The organism is Bradyrhizobium sp. NBAIM08, assembly GCF_020193935.1.
Classification (GTDB): Bacteria; Pseudomonadota; Alphaproteobacteria; order Rhizobiales; family Xanthobacteraceae; genus Bradyrhizobium; species Bradyrhizobium yuanmingense.
Genome location: NZ_JADYVR010000012.1, coordinates 75,797 through 99,287 on the forward strand (window position 1 = coordinate 75,797; position 23,491 = coordinate 99,287).

Sequence of the window (23,491 nt, forward strand, 5' to 3'; positions counted from 1 at the left end):
GCGCGCCTGGAAATCACCATGCTTGTCGACCGCCGCTCCCTGCTCGCCTCATTCGCCTGGTTGGCCGCCTCCCCTGCGCTCGCCGGGGATGCCCCATCAGAATTCGAATCCTACGAGCGCGAGAGCGGCGGGCGGATCGGGCTCTATGCGGAGAATCTCGCAACCGGCAAGAAGCTTGCCTGGCGCGCCGACGAACGGTTCGTGATGTGCTCGACGTTCAAGGCTTCGCTCGCAGCCAACGTGCTGGCGCGGGTCGATCGCGGCGAGGAGCAACTCGCGGCCATGATCCGCTATGGCCAGGCGGATCTGCTGGAATACGCCCCGGTGGCGAGGGAACATCTCGCGGCCGGCAAGATGTCGGTCGGCGAGATGTGCAAGGCCATCGTCGAGCTCAGCGACAACACCTGCGCCAATCTGCTGCTGGCGCGGATCGGCGGCCCCGCCGCGCTGACCGCATTCTGGCGGTCGCTTGGCGATACCACCTCGCGGCTCGACCACAACGAGCCCGAGCTCAACCGCTCGCAACCCGGCGACCCCCGGGACACCACGACGCCGGCAGCGATGGCGGGAAATTTGCGCCGGCTGGTCGCGGGCGAGGCGCTGTCGCCTGCTTCGCGGGCCCTGCTCACCGACTGGATGGTGAACTGCAAGACCGGCGCAAATCGCCTGCGTGGCGGACTCCCGGCAGGCTGGAAGATCGGCGACAAGACCGGCAACAACGGCAAGGACGCCTCGGGCGACATCGCGGTCGCCTGGCCGAAGCCGGATACGCCGATCCTGATCGCGGCCTATACCCAGGGCGGCACGCCGAGCGCGGCGCAGATCACATCCGCGTTCGCGCGGATTGGGCGGATGGTGGCCGAACGGCTGGCGTGAGCCGCGCATTGACCTAGCCGTCGCTTCCGGGTCAAGACAGACCATCATGGAAGCGAAGTTTCAGACCTTTCTCATCCTGCTGGCCGTGCTGGCAGGCGTGGCACTGGCCGCGCGACGCTTCAACGTCGCCCCTGCCATCCTGCTGATGCTGGCGGGCGTCGGCCTCGCTTTCGTGCCGGGCATGCCGACTGTGGAGCTGCCGCCGGAGCTGGTGCTGCTGGTGGTGCTGCCACCACTGATCTACTCGGCCAGCGTCGCGATGAGCTGGCGCGAATTCAAGAAGAACCTGCGTCCGATCGTGCTGCTCGCGGTCGGCGCCGTGATCTTCACCACGGCGATGGTGGCGGCCGCCACACACTACATGATCGGCCTGCCCTGGACCGTCGGCTTCCTGCTCGGGGCCATCGTCGCGCCGCCCGACGTGGTGGCGCCGCTCGCGATCGCGCGCCGGCTGAACATGCCGCGCCGCATCCTGGTCGTGCTCGAAGGCGAAGGTCTCGCCAACGATGCCACCGCGCTGATCCTCTACCGCTTCGCGCTCGCCGCGATCCTCATCGGCCACTTCTCGCTGCCGCTCGCGGCCGGTGAATTCCTCCTCATCGTCGCCGGCGAGATCGCCTTCGGCATCGGCGTCGGCTGGCTCTCCTTGCGCCTTCGCAAATGGTCTGGAGATCCGCAGGTCGAGCTGACGCTGTCGCTGATCACGCCCTATGTCTCGTACTGGCTGCCCGAGCATATCGGCGGCTCCGGCGTGATCGCAACGGTGGCCTGCGGGCTCTATGTCAGCTGGAACGGCCCATTGCTGATCTCCTCGGCGACGCGCCTGCAAGGCATCTTCTTCTGGGATCTCGTGATCTACCTGATCGAGGGCATGCTGTTCCTGCTCACCGGTTTCCAGATGCGCGCGCTCTACGAGAAATCAAAGACTTTTCCGCTCGACGACATTCTCATCGCAACCGCATTGGTCCTGGTGATCGTCGTGATCGCGCGTTTTGCCTGGCTCTATCCCGCAACTTATCTGCCGCGAATGCTCTCCAGGTCGCTGCGCGAGCGCGATCCTTCGCCGCCATGGCAATGGCCATTCGTGCTCGCCTTCACCGGCGTGCGCGGCGCGGTGTCGCTGGCCGCCGCGCTGGCGCTGCCGTTCACGCTGCCGAATGGCGAGGCGTTTCCGTATCGCGACCTGATCCTGTTCGTCGCCTTCGGTGTCATCTTCGTGACGCTGATCGGCGTCGGCCTGACGCTGCCGCCGATCGTGCGGTGGCTCGGCGTCGCCGAAGCCGGTCGTCACGAGCATGCCGCCGAGCACGAAGCGGAGATCGCCGCGCGCCGTCAGGCGCTGGAGGCCGCGCTGAAATCGCTCGACGCGCTCACGGCGGAAAAAGAGGTTTCCGACGAGGTGATGCGGCTGCTGCGCGCCCGCCACGAGATCCGCTTCAACCAGCTCCCGGACTCGCTCGATCCCAACCGTCACGACATCTCTGCCGCCGGCACCGCTCTGACCCGCGAACTGATCGCCGCCGAGCGCAAATTCATCCACAAGCTGCTGCGCGACGGCCAGATCACCGACGAGACGCGGCGGCGGATCGAGCGCGATCTGGATCTGGAGGAGGCGAGCCTGGCGAATAGGGAATATCGAGCCGGGCCGCTGTAGCTTCCTCGTCATTGCGAGCGTAGCGAAGCAATCCAGACTGCCGCCGCGGAAAGGCTCTGGATTGCTTCGCTGCGCTCGCAATGACGGGGCGTGAAAGCACCTGAGCCAACTACCGTCTCTCGCAAAACTCCCTCATCGCAGCCGCAACGGCGCCCGCGACGGCCTCCTGCCGCTCCGGCGAGTTCATCTCCATTTCCTCGTCGCGGTTGATGATCGAGCCGGCCTCGAGCAGCACGGCGGCGCTGCGCGTGCGCGACAGCACGACCAGGCCGTCATAGCGATAAACGCCGACATCCTTGTCGAGCAGCTGGCGCCGGTAGCGGCCCATCACCGGCAGGGTGTACTGGCTGGCATAGTTCAGGCCCTGCTCCTTCAACTGCCGGCCGATCATGCGGGCCAGCATCAGGCTGGTGGCAAAGTGCGGATTCTGCCGCGACACGAACAGCGAGTGGCCCGAGAAGCGATCGCTGAAATAGCTCTTTGCGCCGTCGAATTCCCAGGTCTCGAGCAGCTTGTCAGGCACCGAATCATGATGGACCGACAGGAACAGATCGGCGCGGCCTTCGTTCGCAGCACCGACGCGCCTGAACAGGCTCGGCCGTGCCTTGCCATCGGTGACGAGCAGGCGGGTTGCGGCAAAGCCTTCGGACTTGAGCTTGGCCGTGATGAGCCGCGCGAGGCGGAAGTTGAAGCCGAATTCCGGATCATTGCGGGCGCTCAACGCGCCGTACGAGTCCGGGGTGTGGCCGACATCCACGACAATCCGGAATTTCGGCATCTCGCATTTGGCCGGACGCGACGGCTTCGGCCTGGATCTGGCAATCTTTCGCGCAGCAGCAGCAGCGTCGCCGGCATCGACGAGGACGAGCGACGACAGCAGGATTGACGCGACCAGCCCGGCGATGATGCTCCGCAGTTGCCCCAAGCCCCGCTCCGCTACCGCAACCGACAAATCCGTTAGTATGTTTTACGGTAGATAGGCGCACGAATCGGAGGGCGTCAATGTCTGCGCGCCGCTCTGTCGAGCAGTTTGCCTGACACTCAAGGTTTCACAACCTTCACTGAAGCACCACTTATCCAAACAGTGAACTCGCGGAATGGTTGTATCTCAACCGGTTTGGAGTCCATACTACGCCGCTCGTCTGTGATACTCATGAGGAAAATGAGATGGCTTTTGCGCCAATTGACCGAGTGGTTTCTCGCGTCGACCGGAATAGCGATTCGGACTTCGCCCTCTTCATGGAGCTTCTCTACGTTGGGGAGCTAGTTGTAAAGATCACGACGGCGGCCTTTGTCGCTTGTATCGAAAATGACCGCGAGGGACATAGATATCAACTTCTCCATGCGCTTGTGCGTGCGGATGGCATAGGAGAGTGGGTAAGCAAGCTGTACGAAGCGTTGGTTGGACCAGCGACACAGCACCTCGCGAACGGTCTCGTCGCTGATAGACGGACATTTACGGAACGTGTTGGCGAGGGCGCTTGGCAATATGAGGCGAGCGACAAACTAAACCAAGTTCTGATGGAGATTCATCCGAGCGCGCAACCAATCGGCGGCAAGGTTAGCCTCCGCACTTGGTTTTCAATGTTCGCCGAACTCAGAAATAAAACGCGTGGCCACGGCGCAATTACACCCGCGACTTGCGCCAAAGTTGTAGCTGCGTTTCGCTCATCGATAAATTTGATGATCGACAATAACCCAATCTTCCAACGACCTTGGGCTTACCTTCACCGAAATCTTTCCGGGAAATACAACGTAGTTATGATGGGTGGGGATACCCTTGCCTTTCGGGCACTGACGACAAACACCGCCCTGACAGAAAACCTCGCTAACGGCGTTTACATATCTGCGGGTCGACTTCGCCCTGTTGAATTGCTCCAGAGCGACCTAAGCTTGTCCGACTTCTTCCTCCCGAACGGGGCTTTCAACGGGAAGTCCTTTGAGCTTCATTCACCTATTACTGACAGCCGCCTAACAGGCGACGCTCGGCCATATCTCGCGCTTGCCAACAATCGTCCGCCAAGTGAGACAGAGGGCAAACGAGAACTCGACGTGGTAGGCAATGTATTTACCAATATACCCTCCGTTCCAAGCGGATATGTAAGAAGACCACGACTAGAAGCTGAGGCCAACTCAATCGTCGCCAACGACCGACACCCGATAGTAACGCTTGTTGGTCGAGGCGGCACTGGAAAGACTTCGCTCGTTCTCGCCATCCTGCACGAGATGGCTACGACGACGCGATACCAAGCAATCCTCTGGTTCAGCGCGCGCGATATCGATCTAACAATAGGAGGACCTAAGGTTGTTCAGCCTCGGGTGATGGCTGAGAAAGATATCGCCGCCGAATACACCTCGCTCCTCGGCGATCTGATAGACGAAGTGTCCACGAGTAAATCTGCCGTCCAGACAATGGCAGAACACATGCGATCTTGCCCAATGGGTCCAACTCTATTTGTCTTCGATAATTTCGAGACTGTTCGAAATCCGGTCGACCTGTTTCAGTGGATCGACACGAATATCCGACTACCGAACAAAGTTCTTATTACTAGCCGCTTTCGAGAGTTCAAGGCAGACTTCCCGATCGAGGTCTCTGGCATGGAACGTGAGGAAGCTGAGAATCTAATCGATCAAACTGCGCAGAAGCTAGGCATCAGCTATTTGATTCACTCAAAGGAGCGCGACCAAATCATCGAAGAATCTAATGGGCACCCTTACATCATCAAGATAATCCTCGGAGAAATCGCCAACACTCATTCGTTCCGCAAGCCAAGCTCTATGATGGTTCGCAAGGACGACATCCTGGAAGCTCTGTTTGAGCGGACGTACGCCAATCTGTCGCCGTTGGCGGTTCATACATTCTTGACGCTCAGCGGCTGGCGTTCCTTGGTACCCCAATTGGCTGTAGAGGCGGTGCTCTTGAGGCACCACGCAGATGGCTCAGATCCAGAGCATGCTATAGACGAACTCGTTCGAATGTCTCTTGTTGATAGAACCCGGGCTCCCGATAACACTTCCTTCTTAGGCGTTCCACTAGCTGCGGCGTTCTTTGGGACCAAAAAGCTGAATGTCCACCCCCACCGACAGTTGATTGAGAACGATATTCGTTTCCTACAGGACATAGGAGCTACTGCGCCGACAGGACTCAAAGAGGGCATTGCTCCCCGCATGGAAGCCTTCTTCAAGAAGGTTGCTAAGCGGGTCAGCGAGGGAACGGCCTCTTTTGAGGAGATGCGTCCGATACTAGAATATGTGGCACGCAGCTATCATCCAGCGTGGTTGCTTCTGGCCCAGATCAATCGCGAGTGCGAGGGCATGAATGGTATCGAGGCAACAGCTGGATATCTTCGGAGCTTTCTTGAAGGGAGCCCATCTACAGAGCAGTCGGAGGAGGCGTGGCAGCAGCTTATCGCGGTCTACCGGTCAACCGGCAACGTAATCGGCGGTTGCGGTGCTTTCCTGCGCGCGGCAGAAATCAAAGACCCACCTCTTCATCAAATCACCAGCATGGCTCATTGGCTCAATAGCGAACGCGAAATAATCGATAGAATGTCAGTGGTCCGAACGCGGTGATCTGTTTAAGCCAATCGCAAAGCTGCTCGAAACCCATTTGGCAGTCGCGTCCGCAACGGATTTATCACGCCTCGCATGGTTATGGCTCCACGCTGGCAGCAATGATCGTGCATTGGAGGTAGCTCAAATCGGATTGAAACGAGAACCCGACAATAGATTTTGTCAAAGCTTAGTGGACAGGCTGGCCTGAAGTTTTCACAAACGCGCCTTTATTCAAGCCAGTCATCGGACGACGACAATCTTACTTAGTACCAATGCCCCCACTAGGATCATCGCCCTACACCGGCCGCTCGCCCTTCACCGTCACGCGCGTGCCCGAGCGTGTGTGCGGCCAGTAGTCCCACATCGCGCGGTGCTGGGTGCAGCGGTTGTCCCAGAAGGCGATGGCGTTCTCGGTCCAGCGGAAGCGGCACTGGAACAGCGGGTTTTCGGCGTGCTGGTAGAGATAGGCGAGCATCGCATCGCTCTCGTCGCGCGGGATGCCGTTGATGTGGCGGGTGAAGCCGCGGTTGACGTAGAGCGCCTTCTTGCCGGTGACCGGATGCGTGCGCACGACGGGATGCTCGGCATGGGGATAGGAGGGACGATCGGCAACGCCATAATTGGCATAGAGGCCGCGATAGATCGGCTCGCCGTCATGCAGCGCCGTTAAGCCATGGAGATAGGCCTTCATGCGCTCCGACAGCGCCTCATAGGCGGCATACATGTTGGCGAACAGCGTGTCGCCGCCGCGCGGCGGGCATTGCTTGATGTAGAGGATCGAGCCCATCGGCGGCTCGAGATCGCAGGACACGTCGGAGTGCCAGCCCTCGCCGTTCGCCCGAGGTGAGTTCTTGTCCGCATAGATCTTCATCAAGGCCGGGTCTTCGTCCTCGTGGGGAGCTGCGGGATGAAAATGCAGCTCGCCGAATTTGCGGCCGAAGGCGAGGTGCTGCTGCGGCGTGATGTGCTGGTCGCGGAAGAAGATGACGAGGTTTTCGGCGAGCGCGCGGTGGATCTCGTCCATCTGCCGGTTGGAGCGGGCATCGCCATCGACGAGCTTGCCGATATCGACGCCACTGATTTCTGCGCCGATGATGGGGGTGAGCTTTTCGACGGCGATGGTCTCATACGGCGCGCCGTCTTCAGCGGTGTGACGATAGCGCGGGCCCTGCTTGCCGGCGAGTGAGCTCATGGCGTGTCTCCCGATCGTTCTTGATTGGGAGCCATCGTAGCAACGTAGGGCGGGTTAGCGAAGCGTAACCCGCCACCTCGCGCCCGCAAAAAAATAGAGCGGGTTAGGCTGTGCTAACCCGCCCTACGATTCCGATGTTGAGGAGCGCCTACTCTGCCGCAGGAGCCGGCACCTTGGCGCCTTGGCCGTAGCGCTGGTCGATGTAGTCGATCACCAGCGCCTTGAAGTCGGCGGAGATGGTCGGGCCGCGCAGCGTCCGGAACTTCTTGCCATCGACGAAGACGGGCGCGGCCGGCGCTTCGCCGGTGCCGGGCAGCGAGATACCGATATTGGCGTGCTTGGACTCGCCGGGGCCGTTGACGATGCAGCCCATCACCGCGACGTTGAGCTCTTCCACGCCGGGATATTTGGTCTTCCAGGTCGGCATCTCGTCGCGGATGAAATCCTGGATCGAGCGGGCCAGCTCCTGGAACGTGGTCGAGGTGGTGCGGCCGCAGCCGGGGCAGGCGGCAACCAGCGGCACGAAAGTGCGGAAGCCCATGGTCTGCAGGAGCTCCTGGCCGACCTGCACCTCGCGGGTGCGGTCGCCGCCGGGCTCGGGCGTCAGCGAGATTCGGATGGTGTCGCCGATGCCCTGCTGCAAGAGGATGCCGAGCGCGGCCGAGGACGCAACGATGCCCTTCGAGCCCATGCCGGCCTCGGTGAGACCGAGATGGATGGCGTAGTCCGAACGGGACGCGAGATCCTGATAGACCGCGATGAGATCCTGCACCGCCGAGACTTTTGCCGAGAGGATGATGCGGTCCTTGGGCATGCCGAGCTCTTCGGCGCGCGCCGCCGAGAGCAGCGCCGACTGCACCATGGCCTCGCGCGTCACCGCGCGCACGTCGCGCGGATTGGGCGAGGCCGCGTTCTCGTCCATCAGCTTGGTCAGAAGCTCCTGGTCGAGCGAGCCCCAATTGGCGCCGATGCGCACCGGCTTGTTGTTCTTGTTCGCGATCTCGATGATGTCGGCGAACTGGGTGTCGCGCTTGTCCTTGAAGCCGACATTGCCGGGATTGATGCGGTATTTGGCCAGGGCCTCGGCGCAGGCCGGATAGGCCGCGAGCAGCTTGTGGCCGATATAGTGGAAGTCGCCGATCAGAGGCGTAGTGATGCCGCGCTTGGCGAGGCCGTCGCGGATGTACGGAACGGCGGCTGCGGCCTCCTCGCGGTCCACGGTGATGCGGACCATTTCGGAGCCGGCACGCGCGAGCGCTGCGACCTGGGCGATGGTGCCTTCGACATCGGCGGTATCGGTGTTGGTCATCGACTGCACGACGATCGGCGCACCGCCGCCCACAGTGACGTTGCCGACCTTGACCTGGGTGGTCCGATGCCGGGGCGCCGGGCCCGCAATGTCTGAATCGAGAGGGTTTTCGAGCTTGTTCATGGCGGTCCAAATATCAGGTTTTGGTGACGTTCAGCAATGCATCACGCGGCGCCGCAGCTGATGGGCTGGGACGGTTAACCAGAAAAAGCCCAGCAATTACAAGGACCGCTGCGGCCCCGAATGTCAGGCTGAGGGTGTCGTGCATGATGAAATAGCTACCCACCACGCCAAACAAAGGGGTGATGAAGGTAAAAGCGGACAATTTGCTGGCCGAATAGGCCTTCACCAGCGCGAACCAAAGCGTGAACGTGGTTCCGACCACCCAGATCGCCTGGAAGGCCATCAGGCCGAGCGACAGCGGCGACGGAGTGTGGGTGATGGATTCGCCGAACAGCCAGGCCGCCAGCCCCAGGATCGGGATCGAGGTCGCGACCTGATAACCCAGGGCCTTCTCGGGCGCGGCGAAGCGCAGCCGCGTGCCCTTGGCAACCAGCGTCGTCGCGGCCCACAGCGCGGCGCCTCCGACGATCATGAGATCGCCGAGCAGAACCTGCGAATCGACATTGGGCTGGGGCACGCCGATCGCAAGCGCCACGCCGGCAAAGCTGATGGCAAGGCCGAGCCATTGCGCGCCACCGAGACGCTCGCCGAGCACCTGGTAGGAGCCGAGCGCCACGAAGAACGGCGCGGTGTAGAGGAACACCACCGCACGAGAAGCAGACGTGAAGTGCAGCCCCTGGAAGATCAACACGAACTCGATGCCGAACATCAGCCCGGCGATCAGGCCGGGCTTCCAGGTGCCGTCACGTTCGAAGAATTTGACGCCGCGAAAGGTGCCGATGAGGAACAGCACCGGCAGTGCGCCCATCGAGCGGATGGTGGCCTGGAGCATCGGCGGAATGTCCGGCAGCACCAGCTTCACCGCGATCTGGTTGAATCCCCAGGTCAGGCATAGCATGAGCATCAGGGCGATGGCGCCGGCACTGAGGGGACGGCCGGCGGACGGTATGGCTTGAGGTGCGGACATTTCTTCCCAAAAATCCGGCTTTGCGCCGTTGTTGCTTCAAGACATTTTCTGACAATGCGTGCAGACGCCCGTGATCTCCACCACAGACAGCTTTGGCGCGAAGCCTGAGCTGCGCGCGGCGGCGTTGAGGTCCTTGGCGAAGGACGCCGAGGAGATCTCGCCGACCAGGCCGCAGCGCTCGCAGATCAGGAACGCCACCGCGGAGGTCGAATCGTGGTCGTGGGCTGCGCAAGCGAGATAGGCGTTGCGGCTTTCGATGCGATGCACGAGGCCGTTGGCCATCAGGAAGTCGAGCGCACGATAGATCGTGATCGGTGCCGGCCGCGCCATCGACTTGGCAAGCTCGTCGATGATTTCGTAGGCGCCGAGCGGGCGGTGGCTGGAGAGCAAGGCACCCAGCACCTGGCGGCGGATCGGCGTGAATTTCTGCGCACGCTGCTGGCAGACCACCTCGGCATGCGCAAGCGCGTCCGCGGTGCAGCGGCCGTGATCATGGTCGGGCGCGGGGAATGCCGGCTTTGCGAGGCTCATGTCGCCGTCTTCTAGCATTTCGGCGGGGGAACCCAAAGCACGACGAGTCGTTCGGCTGCCAGCCATGCTTCTCCCGCGGGACAGCACCGCGCCACCGGTCCGTGAATTAATCATAAGCTTGCTTATAATATTCAAGCTTATTGGAGACGACGCTCATGAGCCGCGGGTCGGTCGACCAGAATTTCCTGTTCACGCTCGGTGAGCTCTATCGCCTCTTGCGCGTTTATGCCGACAAGGAGGCCTCGCGCTTCGGCATCACCCGGGCGCAATGGGCGGTGCTGGCCAAGGTGGAGCGCAGCGAGGGCATGAAGCAGTCCGAGCTCGCCGAGCTCCTGGAGATGCAGCCGATCACGCTGACACGGCTGATCGACAAGCTCTGCGACAACGACTGGATCGAGCGCCGCAGCGACGCTTCGGATCGCCGGGTCAAGCGCCTGTACCTCAAGAAGGCCGGGCGGCAATTGCTCGGCCGCATGAGCGGCCTGAAGTCGGAGCTGACGGCGAACGCGCTCGACGGCATCAATCCGGCGGACGCGCACCGCCTCCTCACCCAGCTCGAAACCATCAAGGAAAACGTGCGAACCGCGATCCAGGCATCCGGCGCGGAGCAAGCACGCAAGGAGCAGCGCCATGGCTGATCAGGTCGTCAAGTTGCAGCCCGAGCAGAAGAGCGACAGCGGCAAGCCGACCAAGAAGGCCGGCACCGATCCGCGCCGCCGCCTGCTGGCGGGCCTGCGCCGCTATCGCCGTTTCCTGCTCCTGGTCGTGCTGCCGGTCATTGTCGCCATCGGCGGCGTCACCTTCTATCTGCATGGGGGCCGCTATGTCGGCACCGACAATGCCTATGTCGGCGCACAGAAGGTGCTGGTGACGCCCGACATCTCCGGCAAGATCCTGAAAGTGGTCGTGAAGGAGGGCCAGTCGGTCAAGCGCGGCGACGAACTGTTCGAGATCGACCCGGTTCCGTTCCGCCTCGCGGTCGAGGAGGCCAAGGCGCAGCTCGCGCAGGCGCGCACGACCTATGACAACCTCGTCGCCAACATCAAGATCTACGGCGACATGCTGGGCCTCGCCCAGCAGGGCATCGATCTGAAGCAGCGCGACGTCGAGCGCAAGCAGGCGCTGGTGAAAAACAATTTCGGCTCGCAGCTCGATCTCGACAATGCCTCCAACGCACTGGTCACCGCCGGGGCGCAGGCGCAATACATCAAGCAGCAGCTCTCCAACGCGAAGACCCAGTTGCTCGGCAACCCCGACCTGCCGCTCGAGCAATTCCCGCCCTACGCTCAGGCGAAAGCCAAGCTGGATGACGCGCAGCGCAACCTCGACCACACCGTGCTGCGCGCGCCGATGGATGGCGTGGCGACGCAGGTCGAACAGATTCAGCTCGGCCGCTATGTCGGCGCCGGCACGCCGGTGTTCTCCATCATCGACGTCGCCCATCCCTGGGTCGACGCCAATCCGAAGGAGAGCGACCTCACCTATGTCACCGAAGGCCAGTCCGTCACGCTCGAGGTCGACGCGTTCCCGAACCATGTCTTCAAGGGCAAGATCGGCTCGCTCTCGCCCGGCACCGGCGCGCAATTCGCGATCCTGCCGCCGCAGAACGCCATGGGCAATTTCGTCAAGGTGGTGCAGCGCGTGCCGATCCGCATCTATTTCGACGAGACCGACAAATATGTGCGGAAGCTGAAAGCCGGCATGAGCGTCTACGCCACCATCGACACCGGTCATCGGCGGTCGCTTGCCGGCCTGCTCGGCCTGTCCGCGACCGCGGGCCAGGATAAAGAATAAGACAAGGACTGGCGCGATGTCCGGCCCCCATGCCAGCCCGATGGTCCCCGGCCTGCGCCGGAACATGGTGACGATCTGCGCCATGACCGCGACCATCATGCAGGCGCTGGACACCACCATCGCCAACGTCGCGCTGCCCTACATGCAGGGCACGCTGTCGGCCTCGCAGGACCAGATTAACTGGGTGCTGACCTCCTACATCGTCGCCGCCGCGATCATGACGGCGCCGGTGGGCTGGATCGCCAACCGCTTCGGCCGCAAGCGCATCTTCATCATCTGCTCGGCCGGCTTCACCATGGCGTCGGTGCTGTGCGGCCTCGCGCAGGACATCAACCAGATGGTGCTGTTCCGCCTGCTGCAGGGCGTGTTCGGCGCGGCACTGGTGCCGCTGTCGCAATCGGTCATGCTCGACTATTACACGCTCCAGGAACGCGCCAAGGCGATGGCGATCTGGGGCATGGGCGTGATGATGGGTCCGATCATGGGACCGTCGCTGGGAGCCTGGCTCACCGAGACCTATTCCTGGCACTGGGTGTTCTTCGTCAACCTGCCGTTCGGCATCATCACCGTGCTCGGGCTGGTCGTCTTCATGGACGAGACCAGGAAGGATTTCAGCCTCAAATTCGACTGGTTCGGCTTCGCCGCGCTGGCGGTCGCGATCGGCGCGCTCCAGCTCGCGCTCGACCGCGGTGAGCAATTGGGCTGGCTGGAATCGAACGAGATCCTCGCCGAGTTCATCGTCTCGGCCGTCGCGTTCTACTTCTTCCTCGCGCATTCCTTCACGACCTCGACCCCGTTCATCCGCTTCGCCCTGTTCCGGGACCGCAACTTCGTCACCGGCTGCCTGTTCATGATCGTGATGGGGCTCGTCCTGTTCTCGACCATGGCACTCGCCTCGCCCTACATGCAGAACGTGATCGGCTATCCCATCATCACCGCCGGCCTGCTGCTGGCGACCCGCGGCATCGGCACCTTCTTCGCCATGATGCTGGTCGGCCGCATGATGCGTTATATCGAGGCGCGCACGCTGATCATCTGCGGCCTGACGCTGACGGCGGGCTCGCTGTTCCAGATGACCGGCTGGACCGATCTGACCCAGGTGCCGGAGATCGTCACCGTCAGCGTCATCCAGGGTTTTGGCTTCGGCCTCGTCTTCGTGCCGCTCTCGACCGTGGCGTTCCTGACACTGTCGAACGAGCTGCGCACCGACGGCACCGCGATGCTGACCCTGATGCGCAACGTCGCGAGCTCGGTCGGCATTTCCGTCGTGATCGCGCAATTGACGCAAGGCACGCGATGGACCTACGCGATCCTGTCCGAGCACATCAACCCGTTCAACCACGCACTGCAGATGCCCGGCGTCAGCGGCATCATCAATCTGTCGACCGACACCGGCCGCGCCATGGCCGACAGAATGGTCAACGTGCAGGCGCAGATCATCGCCTTCGCGCACGACTACCAGCTGGTGATGCTCTTTATCCTCTGCACCGTCCCGCTCGCTTTGCTGATCGGCTCGACCAAAGCCACGCTGCGCAAGCAGGCGGCGGGGCCGGAGCATGCGGTGATGGAGTAGCGGATCTCGGGCCCCGGACGCAGCGCAGCGCTACACGTTGCACCGCGTCCGGGACACAACAGCGCTACAACAGCTCCTCGCAGCCCAAATCATCCACGGCCGCAAACGCCCGCTCCAGATTGTTCCACCAGATCAGCGGCGGGATGTTGATGCTCCACTGCCAGACCGGCCGCGTGATCTGCCAGAGCACCGCCCAGCGATAGTCGCGGTCGAGCGCTCCGCGCGAATAGCCGGTGATGCCGCTCTCGACCAGCGTGTCGTGGTAGAGATTGAGCAGCAGCCGTTCGAGCGCCTGCCGGCGTTCCGGATACCAATGCATCGCCATCATGTAGGCGAGGTCGTGCGTCGGAACGTCGATGCTCCACAGATCGAAATCGAAGATGCGCACGGTGTCATCGATTCCCGTGCGCGGCAGCAGGAAATTCCAGACATGGGCATCGCCATGCGTGATACTGAGGTGGCGGCGTGAATGGTAACGCTGGGACAGCCGCTCCGACTGATCGATGAGCCGACGATAGAGGATCCGCCGTTCCTCGCTGAGGCGATCGCCGAGAAGATCGGCAAAGCGGTCGTAATGCCCCGCGAACGTCTCCATGCGTTGCGCGCTGTCCTCCACGCTGGCCCAGGTGCCGAGGGTCTCGCCGAGGCTCGGATGGTCCCACCAGGCTGCATGCCAGCGCGCCAGCGTCGTGACGATGGCGAACGTCTGCTCACGCGACGGCGGCACCGGCCAGGCCGTCGCGATCTCGTGGCTGTCGGTGAGATCTTCCAGGAGCAGATGCCAGGCGAAGCTGTCCTCGTCGAAATGCCCATCAAAGCAGCGCGGCACGAGTCCCGGCGGCATCTGCGGCACCAGCTGCGTGTAATAGCCCACCTCGCGCCGGCCGCCATTGGCGAGGCGCTTGGCGAAAGCGGCATTGGGCGTCTTGAGGATCAGCGACTGCGGAGCACCGGCGGACTCGCCGACATAGCGCAGCCCGAGCCTGACGATATGCGACACCACTGTGTCGCGCTGATGCAGCACCTTCACCTCGCGGACGGCGCCTGCATCCAGCGCGCCGCCCCGGCGCAGCGCGGCCGTCAGTCGGGCGGGCTCAACGACCGCCGGCAATTGTGGAGATGTCATGAACCACGATGCCCCTGTCCCGCGTCATACTGCACGATCACATGCCCGGGCACCAGCGGCTGCCGCCGGCTCAGGCTGCGGCGGTCGAGTCGCGCACCGTCCGCACGACGATCGCGCGCAGTTGATCGAGATTGGCCGTCATCCCGGCGATCGCCTGCCTCACATCCGCGGCGCGCTGGTTGACGGAGGCGGCATCGCGGCTGACGTCGCCGATCTTGGCCGAGACCTCCTGTGCGGCGGAGGCCGATTCGGAAATCGACCGCGTGATCTCCCGGGTCGCGGCATCCTGCTCTTCCATTGCGGCAGCGACCGATGTCGCCACGCCGTCGATCTCGATGATGTGGCCTCCCATGGCCTCGACGGCGTCGACCGCGGCCTGCGTCGAGGCCTGGATCTCTGCAATCAGCCGGCCGATCTCCTCGGTGGACTTGGCAGTCTGGTCGGACAGGGACTTCACCTCGGCGGCAACCACCGCGAAGCCGCGGCCGGCCTCGCCGGCGCGCGCCGCCTCGATCGTCGCGTTGAGCGCGAGGAGGTTGGTCTGGCCTGCGATGCCGCCGATGAGGTCGGAGACCTCCGCGATCTTCTTCACCGATCCGGCCAGCGCCTGAATGGTCGAACGCGCCTGCTCGCGGCCGGCCACCGCCGATTTGGTGACGGTGCTGGTCCGCGCGACCTGGCTCGTGATCTCGCGGATCGAGGCGCTCAACTCTTCGGCCGCAGCGGAGACGGCCTGCGAGCTGCCGAGCGCCTGGGTCGAGGCCGCCGCCACCGCCTGCGACTGCGCAGAGAGCGACTTTGCGATCTCAGAGAGGCCGGAGGCGGCTTGCTCCACGCCCTGCGTCGCCGCGGTCGCGGTATCGACCGAGCGGCCGGTCTCGCGCTCGACCGTTTCGGCCATCTGGTGCAGGGCGGAGCGCTTGGCGAGCGCCGCCGCCTGTTCCTGCCGCAACTGCTCCTCGCGCAGACGGGAGTTCTCGACCGCCGCCTGCTTGAACACCACAAGCGCACCCGCCATCGAGCCGACCTCGTCCTGGCGCTGCGCGAACGGAATCTCGGCGGCGAGATCGCCGGTCGCGAGCTTCTGCATCGTGTCCGTCATGCGCACGATCGGGCGCACCACGCCGAGCGCAACACCCAGCAGGCCGGCGGTAACGAAGGCGAGGACGGCGATGGAGACGCCGAGGAGGATATAGAGCATCGCGCTGTCGCGGTCCGCGGCCAGCTTCTCCATGGCGGCATTCCGCTTGTTAGCACTCTCGACGATGCTGTCGATGACGGCGCGATGCGCGGTATAGGCCTCCTTGAGCTGCGCATAGACGCGCTCGGAAGCCGCCGCGTCCTTGGCCTTGAGGGCGGGCAGAAGCTGATCCGACGCCTTCCAGAATTTCTGCACCTCCGCATCGGATTTCGACACCAGCGCGGTCTTGAGGTCGGCCGAGAGGCTGGAGGAGACCCAGAACGCCTTGCGCTCGTCGTAGTCCTTGCGGAGCTGGACCAGACGCTCGCCGTGGGCCGCCAGCTGATCCGGCTCGCGCATGGCCAGCGTCGCCTCGAGATAGGCTTCGATGATGTATTCGGGCGGCGGCAGGATGTCGGCGATGAGGTCGTTGCCGAGCTTGATGTCGGAATAGAGCGGACCGCCGACCTTGAGCTCTTTTAGGGCGTACAGGCTGGTCGAAACAACGGCGGCGAAACCAATGGCGAGAACGACGCCAAACGCGACGATCGCAGAGGACAAGGACAGACGAAATTTCATGAAACAATCCAGGTCGGCGTCGAAACTGCGGCCACCCTAGACGACTACGGTAAATACGGAATTGATTCGCGCCGGAATTGTATTTCACGAACCCCGCATGAATACGGAGGCTAGGCGTCAAGTCATCGGTATTGAGTCAGCGAGGCTGACGCACAACCGCGCAAAATCAACGTTCGAGTCTGATGCGGCAATGCAGCACCGGCTCCGATGCGCCGAATGAGATATGTGTGCCGAGGAGCAGGCCTCCCCGGCACGCCCTGCCCTCATACGTCGAAGAACACCGTCTCGTTGTCGCCCTGCAGGTGCAGGTCGAGCCGGTAGACCGGCTTGCCGGCCTCGCGGACCGCAGTGAGCGTGGCGCGGCGGTCAGCCGGCACCAGCGCCAGCACGGGATCGGCGGCGTTGCCGGCCTCGTCGCTGAAATAGATGCGGGTGTAGAGATGCCTGAGCATGCCGCGGCCAAACACCGCAACCAGGATGTGCGGCGCCTGCGGCTTGCCAGCAGGATCGGGCACGACACCCGGCTTGATGGTCTCGAAGGAATAGTTGCCGTCCTTGTCAGTGCCGCAGCGGGCAAAGCCGCGGAAGCTCGCATTCGGCAGCGCGCGCTTGTCCTGGGGATCGGCAAAGCGGCCCTGCGCATCCGCCTGCCAGATCTCCAGCATGCAATCGGGGACGGCCACGCCGTCGCCATCGAACACCCGGCCCTTGATGCGGATGCGATCGCCGGTGACATCGGGCGTCAGCGTCGAATTGGTGAACGCGTCGTTCCAGGCGTACTCGCCGGTCGGCGTCAGGCCGTATTTGAAGAACGGACCGACCGTCTGCGATGGGGTGATCCCGTCGGGCTTCGCGGACTCTTGCACTTAATGGTTCTCCATGGGGGTGGCGTCCTTGCCGCGCAGCACGATGTCAAAGCGGTAGCACAGCGCCCATTCGGGCTGGGTATTCTCCAAGTCGAACGACGAGACCATCCGCGCTCGCGCCTTCTCGTCCGGCACCGAGTTGAAGATCGGGTCGAACGGGAACAAGGGGTCGTTCGGGAAATACATCTGCGTCACCAGGCGCGTGACGAAGGAATGGCCGAACACCGACAGATGGATGTGCGCTGGACGCCAGGCATTGTGGTGATTGCCCCAAGGGTAGGCGCCAGGCTTAATCGTCACGAAGCGATAATAGCCGGACGCATCGCTCACGGTGCGGCCCGCGCCGGTGAAATTCGGATCGAGCGGCGCCGGATGCTGATCACGGACGTGGACATAACGGCCGCAGGAATTGGCCTGCCAGATCTCGACGAGCGAGTTCGGCACGCCGCGGCCGTCCTCGTCGCGCACATGGCCATGCACGATGATGCGCTCGCCGAGCGGCTCGCCCGCGTGCTGGCAGGTGAGGTCGTTGTCGCCCTCGCGCACGGTCTCGTGGCCGTAGACCGGCCCGGTCAGCTCCGACAGCGTATGGGGCATCGGAATCAAGGGCTTGTTCGGCGCGCGTTTGATCGAGCTCTTGTAGTCGGGCGACAGCGGCAGCGGATGCGCCGCGTTGCTGCCGGTGGGATAGATGAATGTCATTGGCGAACTCCTCCCCGGCCGTTTTCGGTCCGGCCAGTCAACTCTTCCGCCAATCATTATAGGATATAACTAATTTGGGAAAGCCGGTTTGGCGGCGTTCCCGCGCATGGCAGCCGGCCGCTGCTACCTGATCGGCGCACGCGGAAGCACGGCCTCTCCGGCCTCGAGCCGGTAGGTATGGTCGAGCGAATACCAAGGCAACGAGGCGTCCTTCGCCGTCGGATGCGGCGTATCGTGGCGCACGAACTTGCCGATCAGCGCCTGTGTCACACCGAACTGCACGTCGCTGTCGATATGGGGGTCGCTGGGATCATAGACCTGCGAGATCAGCACCTTGAATCCCGGCTTGAAGATCAGGGCATGCAGATGCGCGGGACGATAGGGGTGGCGGGCCTGCGCCGCGAGCAGGCGGCCGACGACACCGTCGGTCGGAATGGGATAGCCGACCATCATCACCGAGCGGAAGGAAAAGCGCCCGTCAGAATCGGTCGTGAACTTGCCGCGCAGATTCATGTCGGCCTGCTCGGGGTCCTGGTTCTCGTAGAGGCCGACCGGCGAGGCGTGCCAGACATCGACCTCGGCACCGGCGACGGGCCGGCCGTCCTGATCGACGACGCGGCCGCTGACGAACAGCGTGGCCCCCGGTGTCTCCGAGCGCACGATCGATCCACCATTCTCGACCCGGGGCGAATTCAACCGCCAGAACGGCCCGAGCAATGATTGATCGGTCTCCGTATTGCCTTGATCGCCGTTGTTGAGCAGGCACACCAGCGAGGAGACGCCGAGCGACCCCGCCATCAGCACGACTTCGTTATGCGTATCGGTGGTCAGCTTGCCGAGTTCGGCCACGATCGCCGCGGCGTCGCGGAACTCCTTCTCGGTCAGCCTGACATCGCGGACGAAGGCGTGCAAATGCTTGACCAGGGAGACCATGATCTCGCGCAGCCGCGGATCGGATGTCCGTTCCATTACCGCCAGGGCCGCGGCCGTGACGTCCTTCTCGCGCTCGATGATCACAGGCTATTTTCTCCCTGTCTTTCCGGAACGCGAGAGAAATGCGCGAGCCCGGGCACTTCGCCTCTCCCGCGAAGAGCGGGGAGAGGCGAAGGAGAGAGTTCAATTCAGCTTCTCGATCGCAACCGCGACGCCCTGACCGACGCCGACGCACATGGTGGCGAGCGCGAGCTTGCCGCCGCGCTTCTCCATGCCGTGCACGGCGGTGAGCGCGAGGCGGGCGCCGCTCATGCCGAGCGGATGGCCGAGCGCGATGGCGCCGCCATGCGGATTGACGAAATCGGCGTCATCGGTGACGCCGAGCTGGCGCATGCAGGCGATGCCTTGCGAGGCGAAGGCTTCGTTCAGCTCGATCAGGTCGAAATCGCTGATCCTCTTGCCGAGGCGCTCCATCAGCTTGCGGGTCGCCGGCACCGGGCCGATGCCCATGATCCGCGGCGGCACACCGGCCGAGGCGAGCCCGAGGATGCGCGCCCGCGGCGTCAGGCCGTGCTTCCTGACCGCGGCTTCCGAGGCCAGGATCATGGCGGCGGCGCCGTCATTGACGCCGGAGGCATTGCCGGCGGTGACGGTGCCGGGATTGCGCACGATCGGCTTCAGCTTGGCGAGACCTTCCAGCGTGGTCTCGGGGCGCGGATGCTCGTCCTTGTCGACCGTAACAGGACCGGCCTTGCCGCCGGGAATGGTGATCGGCGTGATTTCCTCGGCGAAATACCCCGCCGCGATCGCAGCGCCTGCGCGCTGCTGGGAGCGGATGGCGAAGGCGTCCTGGTCCGCGCGCGAGACCTGGAACTCCTCGGCGACGTTCTCGCCGGTTTCCGGCATCGCATCGACGCCATACTGCGCCTTCAGCAGCGGATTGATGAAGCGCCAGCCGATCGTGGTGTCGAAGATTTCGGCCGAGCGCGAGAAGGCTTCCTGCGCCTTGCCCATCACGAAGGGCGCGCGGGTCATCGATTCGACGCCGCCGGCAATCGCGAGATCGATCTCGCCGGAACGAATGGCGCGGCCCGCGGCGCCGACCGCATCCAGGCCCGAGGCGCAGAGCCGGTTCAGAGTCTGGCCGGGAACCGAATCCGGCAGGCCCGCCAGCAGCAGCGCCATGCGCGCGACGTTGCGATTGTCCTCGCCGGCCTGGTTGGCGCAGCCGAAGAACACCTCGTCCACCTGTGCCCAATCGAGATTGGGGTGCTTGGCCATCAGCGCCTTGATCGGGGCGGCGGCGAGATCGTCGGCGCGCACCTTGGCGAGCGAGCCGCCGAAACGGCCGATCGGGGTCCGCACGGCATCGCAGATAAAGACGTCACGCATCGTTGTTCTCCCTGAATGCCGCGATCCGGCCAAATTCTTCAATGTCGGCGGAGTTTTAGGAGGGCGCCCGCGGCAGGTCAATTGACGGTTTCGCGGAGCAGACGTCATTCCGGGGCGCGCCATTTGGCGCGAACCCGGAATCCATTTGTCGGCGTGACGTGCGGCCCGATGGATTCGGGGCCTGCGCCGTTCCGGCGCATCCCGGAATGACGGCGGAAAATGTGGCAGCCGCATGCGCTACACGGACAACGTGGAAAACCTTCGCTTCCCCGGCAAAGCAAATAGGAGCAGGTGCCGAAATTTTGTAGGTTGCGCCGCCCATGACGATGCAACAGCCGATACAAGTTCCGCCCGCCGATGACACGCCCGCGCCGCAGGCCGAGGCTGCCGCGCGCGTCACGCCGATGATGGAGCAGTATCTGGAGATCAAGGCGGCGCATCGGGGCTTGCTGCTGTTCTACCGGATGGGCGACTTCTACGAGCTGTTCTTCGAGGATGCCGAGATCGCCTCGAGGACGCTCGGCATCGTCCTGACCAAGCGCGGCAAGCACCAGGGCGCGGATATCCCGATGTGCGGCGTGCCGGTCGAGCGCTCAGAGGATTATCTGCATCGTCTCATCAGCGCCGGGCATCGGGTCGCGGTCTGCGAGCAGACCGAGGATCCCGCGGCGGCGAAAGCGCGCGGCAACAAGAGCGTGGTACGCCGCGGCGTGGTGCGGCTGGTGACGCCGGGCACGCTGACCGAGGACACACTGCTGGATGCGCGCGCCAATAATTACCTGCTGGCGATCGCGCGCGCCCGCTCCTCCGCCGGCGGCGACCGCTTCGGCCTTGCCTGGATCGACATCTCGACGGCCGAATTCATGGTCACCGAGGTCTCGGGCGGCGAGCTCGCCGCGACGCTGGCGCGCATCAACCCGAACGAGGCGATCGTCACCGACGCGCTCTTTGGCGACAACGAGCTCGGCCAGACCTTGCGCGAGCTGCCGGCGGTGACACCGCTGACTCGCGACGTCTTCGACGGCGCCACCGCCGAGAAGCGGCTCTGCGACTATTTTGCCGTCGCGACCATGGACGGGCTCGCGCAGCTGACGCGACTGGAGGCCACCGCGGCGGCCGCCGCCGTCACCTATGTCGACCGCACCCAGGTCGGCAAGCATCCGCCGCTCTCGCCGCCCGCGCGCGAAGCCTCGGGTGCGACCATGGCGATCGATCCGGCGACGCGCGCCAATCTCGAGCTGACGCGGACGCTCGCCGGCGAACGCCGCGGCTCGCTGCTCGACGCGATCGACTGCACCGTGACCTCGGCAGGCTCCCGCCTGCTGGCGCAGCGTCTGGCGGCGCCGCTGACCGATGCGCCGGCGATCGCGCGGCGGCTAGACGCAGTCAGCACCTTCGTGGCCGATTCCGCCGCGCGCGAGGACATCCGCAGCATCCTGCGCGGCGCGCCCGACATGTCGCGCGCTCTGGCCAGACTCTCGGTCGGCCGCGGCGGGCCGCGCGACCTCGCCGGCATCCGCGACGGCATCATCGCCGCCGACCAGGTGCTGACGCGGCTCGCCGAAATGGATCAGCCGCCGCAGGAAATCGCGGCGGTGATGGCGGCGCTGCAGCGGCCGTCGCGCGCCCTCGCAGCCGAGTTCGCCAGCGCGCTCGACGAGCAGCTGCCGCTGATCAAGCGCGACGGCGGCTTCGTGCGCCAGGGCTACGAGCCGGCGCTCGACGAAGCGCGCAACCTGCGCGATGCCTCGCGCCTCGTGGTCGCCTCGATGCAGGCGCGCTACGCCGATGCGACCTCCGTCAAGGGTCTCAAGATCCGGCACAACAACGTGCTCGGCTATTTCGTCGAGGTCACCGCCCAGCACGGCGACAAGCTGATGTCGCCGCCGCTGAACGCGACCTTCATCCATCGCCAGACGCTGGCGGGACAGGTGCGCTTCACCACGTCCGAGCTCGGCGAGATCGAGGCCAAGATCGCCAATGCCGGCGACCGCGCGCTCGGCCTCGAGCTCGAGATCTTCGAGCGGCTCTGCGGCAAGGCGCTCGCGATCAGCGACGATCTGCGCGCCGCGGCGCAAGGCTTTGCGCTGCTCGACGTCGCGACGTCACTGGCCAAGCTCGCCGTGGACGAGAACTATGTGCGGCCCGAGGTCGACGGTTCGCTCAGCTTTGCGATCGAGGCCGGCCGCCACCCCGTGGTCGAGCAGGCGCTCAAGCGCAACGGCGAGCCGTTCATCGCCAATGCCTGCGACCTGTCGCCGGCGCCGGCGCAGAAGTCAGGCCAGCTCTGGCTGCTCACCGGTCCCAACATGGCCGGTAAATCGACCTTCCTGCGCCAGAACGCGCTGATCGCCTTGATGGCCCAGATCGGCAGCTTCGTGCCGGCGACGCGCGCGCGGATCGGCATCGTCGACCGCCTGTTCTCGCGCGTCGGCGCCGCCGATGATCTCGCCCGCGGCCGCTCCACCTTCATGGTGGAGATGGTCGAGACCGCGGCGATCCTGAACCAGGCCGGCGAGCGCTCGCTCGTCATCCTGGATGAGATCGGCCGCGGCACCGCGACCTTCGACGGCCTCTCGATCGCCTGGGCCGCGATCGAGCATCTGCACGAGAGCAACCGCTGCCGAACCTTGTTCGCGACGCATTATCACGAGCTGACCGCGCTCGCGGCGAAACTGCCGCGGATGTTCAACGCCACGGTGCGGGTGAAGGAATGGCAGGGCAACGTCGTGTTCCTGCACGAGGTGCTGCCGGGCTCGGCCGACCGCTCCTACGGCATCCAGGTGGCGAAACTCGCCGGCCTGCCGCCGGCGGTGATCACGCGCGCCAAATCGGTGCTGTCCAAGCTGGAGGCGCAGGACCGCGGCCAGACCGCGCGAGCCCTGGTGGACGATCTGCCGCTGTTCGCTGTCCCTTCGCGCGCCGCCACTGAAGCCGCGCCGCCGAGCGAAGCGGAGCTGCTGATGGAGGCGGTGAAGGCGCTGCACCCCGACGAGATGTCGCCGCGCGAGGCGCTCGATGCTCTGTATGCGCTGAAGGCGAAGCTGCCGAAGCAGTGATGGTGCCGTAGGGCGGGCGAAGCGGAGCGTGCCCACCGCTCCATGAAGCGATCGGGGAGAGATGGTGGGCACGGCGCGCA

General features: G+C 64.1%; 18 protein-coding genes. 7 read left to right on the forward strand and 11 right to left on the reverse strand.

The features are described 5' to 3' along the window. Positions 1 to 18: 18 nt before the first annotated feature. Positions 19 to 876, forward strand: coding sequence for a class A beta-lactamase (gene bla, locus I6F37_RS30970; protein ID WP_036002234.1), 858 nt, complete (start codon positions 19 to 21; stop codon positions 874 to 876). 46 nt (positions 877 to 922) lie between these two features. Next, complete coding sequence (locus I6F37_RS30975) at positions 923 to 2,530, forward strand: Na+/H+ antiporter (protein WP_036002237.1); 1,608 nt, start codon at positions 923 to 925, stop codon at positions 2,528 to 2,530. Positions 2,531 to 2,639: 109 nt separating this feature from the next. Here I6F37_RS30975 and I6F37_RS30980 read toward each other — a convergent pair whose 3' ends face one another. Then, positions 2,640 to 3,455 carry an N-acetylmuramoyl-L-alanine amidase gene (locus I6F37_RS30980; protein ID WP_036002240.1) on the reverse strand — a complete coding sequence of 272 codons (816 nt, stop codon included), beginning with the start codon at positions 3,453 to 3,455 and terminating at the stop codon, positions 2,640 to 2,642. A gap of 242 nt (positions 3,456 to 3,697) precedes the next feature. Between I6F37_RS30980 and I6F37_RS30985 the strand changes: the two genes are divergently transcribed. Beyond that, positions 3,698 to 6,103, forward strand: a complete 2,406-nt coding sequence (locus tag I6F37_RS30985; RefSeq protein ID WP_225153605.1) for an NB-ARC domain-containing protein — start codon at positions 3,698 to 3,700, stop codon at positions 6,101 to 6,103. Positions 6,104 to 6,380: 277 nt separating this feature from the next. Here the strand turns inward: I6F37_RS30985 and I6F37_RS30990 are convergent, their stop codons facing one another. From I6F37_RS30990 to I6F37_RS31005, 4 genes are all read right to left on the reverse strand, one after another. Further along, entirely contained in the window at positions 6,381 to 7,277 is an 897-nt protein-coding gene (locus I6F37_RS30990; protein WP_036002249.1) for a TauD/TfdA family dioxygenase, read from the reverse strand. A gap of 148 nt (positions 7,278 to 7,425) precedes the next feature. Then, positions 7,426 to 8,709, reverse strand: a complete 1,284-nt coding sequence (gene ispG, locus I6F37_RS30995; RefSeq protein WP_036002253.1) for a flavodoxin-dependent (E)-4-hydroxy-3-methylbut-2-enyl-diphosphate synthase — start codon at positions 8,707 to 8,709, stop codon at positions 7,426 to 7,428. A 13-nt stretch (positions 8,710 to 8,722) separates the two neighbouring features. Beyond that, the gene (locus I6F37_RS31000) at positions 8,723 to 9,676 is read right to left on the reverse strand and encodes a DMT family transporter (RefSeq protein WP_036002256.1); all 954 of its coding nucleotides are present in this window, start codon (positions 9,674 to 9,676) and stop codon (positions 8,723 to 8,725) included. A gap of 36 nt (positions 9,677 to 9,712) precedes the next feature. Continuing rightward, positions 9,713 to 10,207, reverse strand: coding sequence for a Fur family transcriptional regulator (locus I6F37_RS31005; protein ID WP_036002259.1), 495 nt, complete (start codon positions 10,205 to 10,207; stop codon positions 9,713 to 9,715). A 155-nt stretch (positions 10,208 to 10,362) separates the two neighbouring features. Between I6F37_RS31005 and I6F37_RS31010 the strand changes: the two genes are divergently transcribed. From I6F37_RS31010 to I6F37_RS31020, 3 genes are read left to right on the forward strand one after another with little or no spacing between them, the layout of a single operon-like run. Next, positions 10,363 to 10,845, forward strand: coding sequence for a MarR family winged helix-turn-helix transcriptional regulator (locus tag I6F37_RS31010; protein WP_036002289.1), 483 nt, complete (start codon positions 10,363 to 10,365; stop codon positions 10,843 to 10,845). Next, a complete protein-coding gene (locus tag I6F37_RS31015; RefSeq protein WP_036002262.1) occupies positions 10,838 to 12,001 on the forward strand; it encodes an HlyD family secretion protein in 1,164 nt (387 codons plus the stop codon). The genes I6F37_RS31010 and I6F37_RS31015 overlap by 8 nt, the downstream gene beginning before the upstream one ends. 16 nt (positions 12,002 to 12,017) lie before the next feature. Next, complete coding sequence (locus I6F37_RS31020; RefSeq protein ID WP_036002265.1) at positions 12,018 to 13,574, forward strand: MDR family MFS transporter; 1,557 nt, start codon at positions 12,018 to 12,020, stop codon at positions 13,572 to 13,574. 64 nt (positions 13,575 to 13,638) lie between these two features. On the opposite strand, the gene I6F37_RS31025 is transcribed toward I6F37_RS31020, so the two are convergent. The 6 genes from I6F37_RS31025 to pcaF form a co-directional block, all read right to left on the reverse strand. Then, the gene (locus I6F37_RS31025; RefSeq protein ID WP_036002268.1) at positions 13,639 to 14,700 is read right to left on the reverse strand and encodes a phosphotransferase; all 1,062 of its coding nucleotides are present in this window, start codon (positions 14,698 to 14,700) and stop codon (positions 13,639 to 13,641) included. A gap of 70 nt (positions 14,701 to 14,770) precedes the next feature. Next, positions 14,771 to 16,459: a methyl-accepting chemotaxis protein gene (locus I6F37_RS31030; RefSeq protein ID WP_225153609.1), complete on the reverse strand. Its 1,689-nt coding sequence runs from the start codon at positions 16,457 to 16,459 to the stop codon at positions 14,771 to 14,773. Between the two features lie 263 nt (positions 16,460 to 16,722). Continuing rightward, positions 16,723 to 17,325: a protocatechuate 3,4-dioxygenase subunit alpha gene (pcaG, locus tag I6F37_RS31035; protein WP_225153611.1), complete on the reverse strand. Its 603-nt coding sequence runs from the start codon at positions 17,323 to 17,325 to the stop codon at positions 16,723 to 16,725. Beyond that, on the reverse strand, positions 17,326 to 18,027 hold the full coding sequence (pcaH, locus tag I6F37_RS31040; RefSeq protein ID WP_225153613.1) for a protocatechuate 3,4-dioxygenase subunit beta: 702 nt from the start codon (positions 18,025 to 18,027) through the stop codon (positions 17,326 to 17,328). 123 nt (positions 18,028 to 18,150) lie between these two features. Beyond that, entirely contained in the window at positions 18,151 to 19,044 is an 894-nt protein-coding gene (locus tag I6F37_RS31045; RefSeq protein WP_225153616.1) for a dioxygenase, read from the reverse strand. Between the two features lie 99 nt (positions 19,045 to 19,143). Continuing rightward, complete coding sequence (pcaF, locus tag I6F37_RS31050; RefSeq protein ID WP_225113303.1) at positions 19,144 to 20,352, reverse strand: 3-oxoadipyl-CoA thiolase; 1,209 nt, start codon at positions 20,350 to 20,352, stop codon at positions 19,144 to 19,146. A gap of 320 nt (positions 20,353 to 20,672) precedes the next feature. Here pcaF and mutS point away from each other — a divergent pair, with 320 nt between their 5' ends. Beyond that, positions 20,673 to 23,411 carry a DNA mismatch repair protein MutS gene (gene mutS / locus I6F37_RS31055; protein ID WP_225153618.1) on the forward strand — a complete coding sequence of 913 codons (2,739 nt, stop codon included), beginning with the start codon at positions 20,673 to 20,675 and terminating at the stop codon, positions 23,409 to 23,411. Positions 23,412 to 23,491: the final 80 nt, after the last annotated feature.